This is a genomic window from Terrimonas sp. (assembly GCF_003075435.1).
GTDB lineage: Bacteria > Bacteroidota > Bacteroidia > Chitinophagales > Chitinophagaceae > Agriterribacter.
Window position 1 is genome coordinate 225,037 of record NZ_QCZJ01000006.1, and the last position, 11,883, is coordinate 236,919.

General features: G+C 41.0%; 7 protein-coding genes. 1 reads left to right on the forward strand and 6 read right to left on the reverse strand.

Features of this window, described 5'->3' with window-relative positions; translation table 11 throughout:
• Positions 1-155 precede the first annotated feature (155 nt).
• From metH to recR, 4 genes are all read right to left on the reverse strand, one after another.
• Positions 156-2,849 carry a methionine synthase gene (gene metH / locus DC498_RS09240; protein ID WP_116873859.1) on the reverse strand — a complete coding sequence of 898 codons (2,694 nt, stop codon included), beginning with the start codon at positions 2,847-2,849 and terminating at the stop codon, positions 156-158.
• A 158-nt stretch (positions 2,850-3,007) separates the two neighbouring features.
• Complete coding sequence (locus DC498_RS09245; protein ID WP_240627941.1) at positions 3,008-3,484, reverse strand: ORF6N domain-containing protein; 477 nt, start codon at positions 3,482-3,484, stop codon at positions 3,008-3,010.
• Between the two features lie 249 nt (positions 3,485-3,733).
• On the reverse strand, positions 3,734-4,738 hold the full coding sequence (locus DC498_RS09250) for a homocysteine S-methyltransferase family protein (protein WP_116873888.1): 1,005 nt from the start codon (positions 4,736-4,738) through the stop codon (positions 3,734-3,736).
• Positions 4,739-5,132: 394 nt separating this feature from the next.
• Entirely contained in the window at positions 5,133-5,750 is a 618-nt protein-coding gene (gene recR, locus DC498_RS09255) for a recombination mediator RecR (protein ID WP_116873860.1), read from the reverse strand.
• 74 nt (positions 5,751-5,824) lie between these two features.
• Here recR and DC498_RS09260 point away from each other — a divergent pair, with 74 nt between their 5' ends.
• Positions 5,825-7,096 (forward strand): hypothetical protein, encoded by a 1,272-nt coding sequence (locus DC498_RS09260; RefSeq protein ID WP_116873861.1) that lies wholly within the window; start codon positions 5,825-5,827, stop codon positions 7,094-7,096.
• Between the two features lie 7 nt (positions 7,097-7,103).
• Here the strand turns inward: DC498_RS09260 and DC498_RS09265 are convergent, their stop codons facing one another.
• Positions 7,104-8,549, reverse strand: coding sequence for an Ig-like domain-containing domain (locus DC498_RS09265; protein ID WP_116873862.1), 1,446 nt, complete (start codon positions 8,547-8,549; stop codon positions 7,104-7,106).
• A gap of 95 nt (positions 8,550-8,644) precedes the next feature.
• Positions 8,645-11,773, reverse strand: a complete 3,129-nt coding sequence (locus tag DC498_RS09270) for an ATP-dependent helicase (RefSeq protein ID WP_116873863.1) — start codon at positions 11,771-11,773, stop codon at positions 8,645-8,647.
• Between the last annotated feature and the right edge of the window lie 110 nt (positions 11,774-11,883).

Here is an 11,883-nt window from a genome sequence, read left to right on the forward strand (position 1 = left end):
ATAGCTTATTTCTTAAATGATAAGCCCGAATTTATGAAAGCGGTTATTTTATTATACGCTGCTATATGATATGAAGTTCCCGGCTTTGTATGGCCTATGTTCCCCGGAGATCCTGTCTCCGCAAAAAAATTGAAATAAAGAAGATGTTACAGCATTTACTCCATTACTGGTCTCAGCCACCGCTCCATATCATTCCTGCTCATTTCTTTACGTTGCAGGTAATCTTCAAACTGATCCTGCTGTATTTTACCTACGCCAAAATACTGGCTTTGGGGGTGACTGAAATACCAGCCGCAAACAGACGCGGCAGGATACATAGCCAATGATTCTGTAAGATGAATACCTGTCGCTGCTTCTCCGCCTAACAATTCAAACAGTTTATATTTTTCTGTATGATCCGGGCAGGCTGGGTAACCGGGAGCCGGGCGGATGCCCTGATATTTTTCTTTGATAAGATCTTCGTTGCTTAAATGTTCATCTTTTACATAACTCCAAAACTCTTTACGCACTCTTTCATGAAGGCATTCCGCAAATGCCTCAGCAAAGCGGTCGCACAAAGACTGGAGCATTATCTTATTGTAATCATCATGATCCTTTATAAATCTTTCCAGGTGTGGTTCTATACCCTTTATGGTTACGGAAAAGGCGCCGATCTGGTCTTGTTTACCGGTAGTTAAGGGAGCAATAAAATCAGTTAAAGAAAGGTTGGGCTGGCCCGGTGCTTTCTTTATTTGTTGCCTTAAAGATTCAAGATGTATTTCCTCCCCATCATTATTTATAACGATAGTATCCTTTCCATCGCTATTGGCCTGCCAAAAACCAATAACGCCCTGAGCTGTAAGCCATTTCTCATTGATGATGGTATCTAACAGTTTGTTTGCATCATTATACAATTTGGTTGCTTCCACGCCTACTTTTTCATCAGTGAGTATAGCAGGAAAATTTCCATGCAATTCCCATGAAATAAAAAATGGCTTCCAGTCAATATAATCACGGAGTTCAGCTAAACTGTAATCTTCAAAAATTTTTGTACCTGTAAATGTAGGAACAGGAGGAGTATAGTTATCCCAGTCAATAGCAGTTTTATTTGCCTGTGCTTCTGCGAAAGGCAAATATTGTTTAACCGGTTTTTTATTCTCAAAATCTTCTTTTAGTTTTTTATATTCCGTACGGGTTTTATTTAAAAATTCTCCTTTCTGATCCGAACTCAGCAATGAGCCTGCTACCGTTACACTGCGGCTCGCATCTAATACATGCACTACGCCATTATCATATTGCGGCGCAATTTTTACAGCCGTATGCATACGTGATGTGGTTGCACCGCCAATCAATAACGGCTTATCCATACCGCGCCTCTTCATTTCATGCGCCACATTTACCATTTCGTCTAATGAAGGGGTAATCAACCCGCTTAACCCAATAATATCTGCTTTTTCTTTTTCCGCTGTATCTAATATTTTGTCTGTAGGAACCATTACGCCCATATCTATAATGTCATAACCATTACATCCCAGCACAACACCAACAATATTTTTGCCTATATCATGAACGTCACCTTTTACCGTTGCCAGCAAAATTTTTGGAGCGTTGCCATTGGCTGCTAAAGGATTATTCTTTTTTTCTTCTTCAATAAATGGTGTAAGCCATGCTACTGATTTTTTCATTACCCTTGCGGATTTTACCACCTGCGGTAAAAACATTTTACCGGCACCAAACAAATCTCCCACTACACCCATACCATCCATTAACGGACCTTCAATTACATCAAGTGGTTTGGGATATTTCAATCTTGCTTCTTCGGTATCTGTATCTATATAATCAGTAATGCCGTTTATAAGCGAGTGCTTTAATCTTTCTTCAACACTCTCCTTACGCCAGCCTTCATCTTTAACTTCTGTTTTCCCTTTTGCTTTTACGGTTTCCGCAAATGCTATCAGCTTTTCGGTTGCTTCATTATTTTCATTGTTGCGGTTCAGTATAACATCTTCACACAGGTTGCGCAGTGCCGGTTCTATCTCGTCATATACTACTAATTGCCCTGCATTCACAATGCCCATGTTCATGCCGGCTTTTATAGCATACAGTAAGAACACAGAATGCATTGCTTCACGCACCGGCTCATTACCGCGAAATGAGAAGGAGAGATTACTGACGCCTCCGCTTACGCCTGTTAAAGGCATCAGGCGTTTAATTTCCCGGGTAGCTTCAATAAAATCAACGCCATAATTATTGTGCTCTTCAAGCCCTGTGGCAATAGCGAAAATATTAGGGTCGAAAATAATATCCTGCGGATCAAAACCAACCTGCTCTGTTAATATTTTATATGCTCTGTGGCAAATATTAATCTTACGTTCTTTAGTGTCGGCCTGTCCTGTTTCATCAAATGCCATTACTATTACGGCCGCGCCATAACTCTGGCAAATGATCGCCTGCTGAATAAATTTTTCTTCTCCTTCTTTCATGGAGATAGAATTTACTATACACTTTCCCTGCACGCATTTTAATCCGGCTTCAATAATCTCAAATTTTGAGCTGTCAATCATGATCGGGATCTTCGCAATATCCGGCTCACTCTGCACCAGGTTGATAAATGTTGTCATGGCATGCACACCATCCAGCAACGCGTCATCCATATTAATATCCAGCACCTGCGCACCATTTTCTACCTGCTGGCGTGCAACACTTAATGCCTCTTCATACTTATTTTCCCTGATTAAACGAGCGAATTTTTTTGAACCGGTTACATTGGTGCGCTCACCTATATTAATAAAGTTTGTTTCCGGACGAACCACCAGCGGTTCAAGCCCGGATAAACGGAGATATGGTTTTATAATTACGGGTTCTGACATAATATTTTTTAAGCTATGGGCTTTGGGCGATCAGCTTTGAGCGGTCAGCAGTCAGCTATCGGCTGTCAGCTTTAAGCCACGGTTTTTATTCTCAACCTGAGGTCGTAAATTGTGACCTCAGGTTATTCCTCATCTTCCTGTCCCTTATATTTTTCAAATTATCTATTCTTACCGCGAATTTTGAATCCTATTGGTTCCCTTGGCTTTTCTTCTTTCATCAGTAAGCTTTTCAACACTTTAAAAATCGCCTGTACTTCTTCATATTTCATCGTCAATGCCTGTTCTATCTTTTCAATTTTTAACCAAAGGTCTTTATTGTCAACTATCAACTGCCGCATCTTAGTATATACCCTCACAATCTGTATATTCATTTGTATTGCTCTTTCAGACCGCAGAACCGAAGAAAGCATGGCAACTCCCTGCTCAGTAAATGCAAAAGGCATTTTCCTGGTGCCACCTCCACTTGATATCGCAAATTGCGACATCAGGTAGGAGAACTCTCCGCTTGTAATTTGAAACATAAAATTCTCCGGAAACCGGGAAATGTTTCTTTTTACAGCCTCATTTAACCGAGAAGTTAACACTCCATACATTTCTGCCAGATCTTTATCCAACATTACTTTAATACCCCGCACTATATAAATCTTTTGCACAAGCCTCACCCTCCTTCTCCCTCTCCTCGCAACGGAGAGGGGGCGGTGCTATAGAATAAACCCAACTTATATACCTGCCACATCATCTATAGAATACATCCAGACAAAACGTTCAGGTATTCTCACCATTTTTATATATTCACGAACTTCCCTCACTATATCTCATCAACCTGATTTGAATTTGGGCACCCCTCTCCGCTGCAGCGGAGAGGGGCTGGGGGTGAGGGCTTTTCAAATTAACTCCTTCTCTACCACCGGCAATTCCCTTGGCTTTATATTTTTTACATTATCTGCTATATGCTTTATATGATCCGGCGTTGTGCCACAGCAACCGCCTACTATATTCACAAAACCTTCTTTTGCCCAGTCTTCCAAAAAGTGTGCTGTTTGATGTGGTTCTTCATCATATTCCCCCATGGCGTTGGGGAGGCCCGCATTAGGATATGCCGATACATAACAGGAAGCGATATGCGCTAATTCAGCAATATGCGGCCGCATTTCGCTTGCGCCTAAAGCACAGTTTAACCCTACGCTTAATGGTTTTGCATGAGCTACAGAAGTATAAAACGCTTCCAGCGTTTGCCCGCTTAATGTTCTGCCTGATGCATCGGTAATGGTGCCGCTGATCATGATCTCTTTTTTAGGCGCGCCCGGGTTTTCGCGGTAGAATTTTTTGATGGCGAAAATGGCTGCTTTAGCGTTCAGCGTGTCAAAAATGGTTTCTACCAGGAATATATCAACGCCGCCATCTACCAGCCCGCGTATCTGCTCATAATAAGCCGCAACCACTTCATCAAAAGTTACAGCACGGTAACCAGGGTTATTTACATCAGGAGAAAGCGACAGCGTTTTATTCAACGGGCCAATGGCGCCAGCCACCCAGGCCGGTTTGCCGGTTTGCTTAATAGCTTCTCCTGCACATTCAGCAGATGCCACATTCAGTTCATAGGCAAGCGACTGCATATCATAATCCGTCATAGCAATGCTGGTGCTGCTGAAGGTATTGGTTTCAATAATATCAGCGCCGGCAGCAAGGTATTGCTTATGTATATCAATAATGATTTGTGGCTGTGTAATGCTCAGCAGGTCATTATTACCTTTTACATCGGTATGCCAGTCTTTAAAGCGCTCACCGCGGTAATCGGCCTCGGCAAGTTTATAACGCTGAATCATGGTGCCCATAGCGCCATCTATTACCAGTATGCGTTGTTGTAATGCGTTTCTTATATCACTCATAATTTTCCCTCCTGTATCATTTAGTAGCACTGTTGCATTATACTCATCAGCATTACTGACGTTGACAAGTGCGACGCCTGCCTGCCGGTAGGCAGGCAAGTAATGTATTATAGTAGTAATGCCGCCGGCATCAAAAAAAGTAAACTAAACTTTAAAACGTTGGGAAACTTTGAGAAGGTTTCTTATCGTTTATTAGTTCAGTTTTTAAACAGGCTGAACAATAAACAAATCCGCCTGTAATTGGGTGCAAAGGTAGGGAAGGGAATTGAAAGTGCAAAAGGGGCAGCTGTCAGCCATCAGCTATAGGCTGTGGGCAATGAGATAAACGGCGCGGAGCTAATAGCTGATGGCTGACAGCTCATAACCCATACCCCACAGCCCAAAGCTGCCCGCTCTAATGCGACACATACTTCTCCACCGGCATGCGGTTTTGCAGGCTCCGGCCTAAAGTAAGTTCGTCAGCATACTCCAGCTCACCGCCAAATGATATGCCGCGGGCTATAGTAGTGATTACCACATTATACGGCTGTAGTTTTTTTTGAATGTAATAGATGGTAGTATCTCCCTGTATATTAGGGCTTAACGCAAAAATGATTTCGTGTATGCTTCCCTGCTGTACGCGGTTTACCAGCGTTTCTATATTTAACTGATCCGGACCTACGCCATCAAGCGGGGAAATAATACCGCCAAGCACATGATACAATCCGCTGAACTGCTGCGTGCTTTCAATGGCAATAACATCGCGTATATTTTCTACCACGCAAATGGTTTCTTTTTTGCGGGATGGGTTACTGCAGATATTGCAAACAGCACTATCGGATATATTATGACAAACCGTGCAGAATGCAATCTCCTTTTTCATTTTGTCTATTGTTTCGCTGAAACGTTGTACTTCTTCAGGGTTTTGTTTGATGAGATGAAGTACCAGCCGGAGCGCTGTTTTTTTTCCTATGCCCGGCAGCCGGGCAAATTCATTCACCGCGTTTTCTAACAGAGAGGAAGATATTTGCATTGGGCAAAGATATTGAGGTATTTTTATTGAATTACCTCAATCTGGTATAAATTAGCTGCTCTTAAACCTTTGATATGAAGTTTTTAATCCCTGGAATAACACTCATTATAGCTATTGGTATTTCTCCGGCTGCCATTGCACAAAAAGCTAAAAAGAAAGGATACATTGTATTAAACACTGGTGATACAACCTATGGTTGGATTGATTATTTTAATTGGGAAAGAAACCCCAACTCAATAAGTTTAAGAAAAGACGCTTTACTACAGGATATTACCAGCTATTCAAAATACGAAATACAAACTGTAGAAATATCGGGATTGGACCTTTACATAAAAGCCGTTGTTGAGAAGGATGCCCGGCCTGTAACAATCGGCTCTCTTTTGCCGCCAGATGATGACTCGCTGATTGTTGATACAGCTTTACTTCGCGTATTGGTAAAAGGAAGCCAGTTTAATCTATATGAATTATTTGACGGCAAATATCATTTCTTTATACAAAAACCCGGAGGCGATATTAAAGAACTGAAATACCGGGTTGTTAGCAATGATAATAATAACACTTACAGCACTCAAAGATTATTTATAAACCAGTTAACATCGTACCTGGTAAATCAGTCAAGGACTGAAGGTTTAGTAAAGAAGATATATGCGGCTAATTATACTGAAAAAGATTTGACACGGATAGTGACGGAAATGAATAATCTTTCAGGAAATGTGCAATATGTAGCGCCTGTAGAAAGTAAAAAGGTTGGAGTGTCCTTTTTTGCAGGAGCGGGAGGCGGTTATAGTAATCTAAAGTTTGGAGGAAACAATTCAACACTTGGAGATATGCAATATAAAGGTTCCTTTGTGCCGTATGTTACAGTTGGAGTTGATATTTCTTCTCCAAGAAATTTACATGCGTTTACACTGAGAGCTGAGGTTAGTTATTACAGCACTGACTATAGTGGAGAAGGCACAAAAGATGTTCCTGTCAGCACATCGGATAAGTATATTACGAGCTATGCTCTTTTGCAGAAAAATATTTCCCCAACGGTTTCTTTATTATACGGCTTTGTCAGGAAAGAGTCTCGCCAAATATATGTTGGTGCAGGAGTTGCATGGAATTTAGCTTCTTATAGCAAAAATATATATACTGAAACAAGTGATACCTGGGGAAACAGAGCATTTAAAGATTATCTTATTTTTCCTAAAAGCTGGATATCTCCCTTACTGAAGTTGGGCATAAAATTAAACCACAGGATTTCTGCTGAATTAGATGGGCGCTTTATAAGTTCTATGACCGATTATAGCGCATGGTCGTTAACGCCGCGGACATTTACAGGACAGATCAGGTATCATTTTTAACAGATAGCTACTTCATCACATCTTCCGGTGGTGTTAGCGGCAGCTCAATGGTGATCTCATTATCCCAATTGGCCCTGATGGTATATTTCTTACTATCTGAAATGATTTTTTCGGGCTGCAGTTTTTTCATATAACTGCCCGGATCCCATTTGAGGTTATTGTTTTTGTCGTACAGAATGCGTATCTGGTAATCTCCTGTATGGAATAAAGGAAAGTTTAATTCCTTGCTGTGTGCCGGTTGAGCCTGCTCCAGCTTATCTGCCTTAAAAAATAAGAACACCACATGCTGGGCTGTGTCGAGATTTCTTATGCGTAATTTTAACGTACCATAATCTGCTTTTTTTCTTGTTATGATCTTTATGGTATCGGCTTTTCCTAATTCAAGTTCCGAAGAATCTCTGGCAATATCTTTTTCAAGTATCAGCCGGAAATGTTGTTCTTCTTTCCAGGGATATTTAAGCGTGATTATTTTTCCTGTAGTGTCATGCGCAACAGTATATCCCGTTACAGGCTGAAACAATGTATCCGTAAAGTGCAGTTTGTTTTCATCAAACGCAACAAGAGAGTCGTTGAAAGTGAGTATGAAATCAGACAACAGGTCCTGCTGCCCCTCTGCTAAATTGGTACTATACGAAAGCTTTTTATCTTTTTTGGGCGTTGTGGTTTTACGTTGTGTAGATGGTGCAGAGGATGGTCTGCCCGGTTTTTTTTCTTCCGGCTCCTCAGTAAAAGCATATAGCACAGGGTGAATATCGCTTTGGCCAACGTTTATAACGCTATCGTAAAAAGCAAAGACATCACTATTGCGCAAATACATTTTTTGCCCACTCGGATCTTTTAACGCAAACAGGTTATATTGCCCGGGCGCTATATTGTTAAATGTAAATAAACCGGAACTATCCAGTCTCGTAAAATAGCGGGGCTTTTCTTTCATTACCACGGAATCATCAAAATTGCGGTGAAGCATTACGATCAATGTGCTGTCCGGCTTTCCTGTTTCTGCAATAATTACTTTTCCGGACAGCCGTCCGCTATCAATATAGCTGCCGGTAGAAAACAGGTAAGTAAAATTTTTATAAGGATTGCCCTCATTTAAATCCTTTAACGACTTACCAAAGTTGATGCTGTACGTTGTATTTTCTTCCAGTGTATCTTTTATTCGTATGGTTACCTCCTTTAACCTCGCTTCAACAACAGGGTTTGTTTTGGGTACAGGTGAAACAATCAGTTGCTCTTCTGTCCGTTCAAGCTGAATGTATTCATCAAAGGCGAGCACAATTTTATTTCCTTTAAAATTGAGTGTTGAATCTTTAGGCACAGCGCTTAACATAACGGGAGGAAGAGAATCTCTTGGTCCGCCGGTGGGTGGAATGATCTGCGCACAACCCGAAGTAAATACAACAAGTTTATAAGTAAGGAAAACTACCGCAACAAAAAACGACATTCTTTTCATGCTATACTGATAATCCGCATTTCAAATAAGAAGTGGCAAACTTAATGGCTTTCAGGTAATCCGCCTTCATTCATTTGTCAATAATCTGGTAAATATCATGCCTCATCTTCTTCCGCCGGGTGTAGTGCCACGGAAAGATGATTGCTTTTTATGAAATTACACCAGTCACAGTCGGCTTTTCCGCAGCCGGTTTTAAATTCCCGGTTTTGTATTTTTTGCCAGGTGGTAATGATCTGTTGTGTTACAGTAGTAATATCTGCATCTGTTACTTCTACCAGTTCAGTTTTATATTCTTTGCCCACAGGCTCTATAAAATCAAATTCGGTGCTTACCACCTGCCAGTCATTGGTCCTGTCATTATCCAGTAATATTTTATAGAATACTGCCTGGCGCCAGTAGTCGCCTCCATTGGGTTCATTATCATTAGGGCGAACCAGTTTCTTTTTAGCATTCTCATATTTGCCGGTTTTGTAATCAACCACATTTACCTGCCTGCCATTGAATTCAAGCTTATCGAGCTTGCCGTTGATAGGCACATGCTGAACGGTAACATTCCTGATATTCTTTTCAGCTAAAATTATTTTATTCCACTTGTCAATATAGTTATTATAATAGTCAGGTAAGATTTTTTCTCCATATGCTTTTTTCAGTTTAAATGCCTCCGGTGTAAATGCTTCGCGGTTATTTTTCATATACCAGTTAAAGTCTGCCAGCAGGTCTTCTTTAGGAAGAAAAACATTCCCGTTCTCTTTCATTTTTATAAAAAGCCGTTCAATGCTCCAGTGTATAGCGCTGCCAAAAGCCATGCTTTCATTTTTAGCAGCAGGTACGCGGATTAGATTTTGATAATAAAATTTTAAAGGGCAGCTCAGGTAATTATTGAGGTGGGTAACGCTCATGGTATAGCGCTTCAGTATATCATCAATATATTCCGCTTCTACCAGCTCAATTTCAGGTTTTGCTTTTTCTGTAAACCGCTGCTGCAGGTAACCGGCAAGCAATTCATCAGGCACTGTTTTATTGGTGAGCTGAAGCGATCCGCCTTCAATCAGTTCCGTAACAAAAGTGCTGGGCGTTTGTTCCTTATCTTTTTCATCTTTTACAGCATAAGATATATGCAGGTGTGTTTTAGCCCGGGTAAGCGCCACATAAAACAACCGCCTGTTCTCTTCAATGCCGGGCGGCGTTGTGCTGTTGCTTTTCAGGTTATCGGGCAATTTATAGGAGCGGTTTGCCCCCCTGCTGTTTTCATCCCATATTTTTTGTGTGCAGCCTGTTACAAACACATGAGCATATTCCGAGCCTTTAGCACCATGCGCGGTTACCATGTTTACGCCTTCGTCGTTCGAGGTTATCTTATACAGCGATACCGGCAACCGGCTGGACTTCATCATGGCTATATTATCCAGCCATTCCTTTAATGTTATATCAGGGTTGCGGTGACTTTCTTCTTTCAAATGATCAAATAATGCGTTCAGCACCTGCATCAGCCAGGGCTTTTCAGCACTTTGCATAATGTATGAAAGCACACCTGCTTTCTGAATAACCTGCTCCAGCAATTGCTGCACGGTGGTATTTACAGAAGCTTTGAGCAAATGCTCAAGCGTATCGCTTATTTCTTTTACTGACTTGCCGTCAGGCTCGTTAAACAGGTCGGCTTTGGGAGCGACAGATTCCGCTATTATGCGGCGCAGGGAGAATGCATCTTCTTTTGCGGCTTTGTTTTTTGCATTAACCGCAATGGTTAGTTTAGCAATCTGCAGCGGATGAAGATTAAAGAAGTCACTATGCAGCAGCAGGAATAAAATATCATCGCCGCTATAGGGAATATATTTTTCCCGTTCTATCCATTGTAATATCAGCAGCAGGTTTTGAATAAAAGGCAATCCAAGTATATCCACTTTCTTTTTGGCATTTACCGGTATCTTTTTGCCTTCCAGCATCGAGATGATCGTTTCTGCCTGTGCGTGATTTCGGTATATTACTGCTATTTCCTTACCGCTGATACCCTGCTGAATAAGATTTTCAATCTGCATGGCAATATCAATAGCTTCCTGGCCGGCGTTGGCATATTCAACAATTACAGGTGCGGTATCAATACCTTTAAATAGAGGATTGGATGATATAAGGGGATGGTTGTTCTCCGGCTTAATTACGCGTCCGGTATTATGAGCTATGAGTTGGTATGCTGCATTTAAAACAGGAGTAGTAGAACGGTAATTGTTGATAAGATCAATGGTAGTTAATGCATGTTCGTATTTTTTTTCAAAAGCTTTAATGTTCTCAACATTCGCATCCTGGAAAGAAAAAATACTTTGATCCGCATCTCCTACTACAAAAAGATTAGGCACATCCCAATAGCCGGTAAGTTTTTGCAGCAATAAATTTTGTGAGCGGCTGGTATCCTGGAACTCGTCCACCAGAAAATACATAAACCGTTCCTGGTAGTCCAGCAGCAGGTTATTATTTTCTTCAAAAGCTTTCAGCACCCACAGTATCATATCATCAAAATTATAACGACCTGCGGCAGCCATCATGGTATTGTATTGCGGGTAAAGATTTACCGCGGCACTAAGCGTTTCCATTTTTTCCTTTTCATCGTCAATGGCTGCTTTTTTAGGAGCACCCGCTTCAAAGCCTTTGTATTTTCTTTTATATTGGAATTCTTCCCGGTTTTCCAAATTGTCTGCATAATCCTTTATCCTTTCGTTCAAATATTCCGGCGTCCATGCTTCTTTCTTCATTAAACTGAACAGTGCTTTCAGCCTGTCTTTTTCGTAATATACTTCGCCGCGAAAACGCTTGAGCTTATTATCTGGCGGAATGGAATCTATCAGCTTATGAAAGAGATCAATTTCCTCCAGGTCGCCTATGGGAGAAAGGTTAAGCTTGCCAAAGTAGGTTAGGTTATCCTGGATGACTTCATTACAAAAAGAGTGAAATGTGTGTATGCGCACGTTATAGGCTGGCGTACCGATAATCTTAAGCAAACGATTGCGCATTTCTATAGCGCCATTATCGGTATAGGTTAAACAAAGAATATTATTAGGATTAATGTCCGTTTGCCGCAGAATATTTGCGATACGCAAAGCAAGCACCTGCGTTTTGCCTGTGCCGGGACCCGCATTAACCAAAACAGGACCTTCTATAGTATCAACGGCATTTTTTTGCTGCTCATTCAGTTTGTTGTAATATTCCAGGAATTCCAGCTCTTTAGTATTCATTTTCAGGGTTATTGTAGTCAGCTAAAATATTTAAATTGTTTATTACCCGTTTTAATTATTGTAGTGCTTTAAACCGGTTAACAAGTGGTATGTAGTAATATACAAAACTG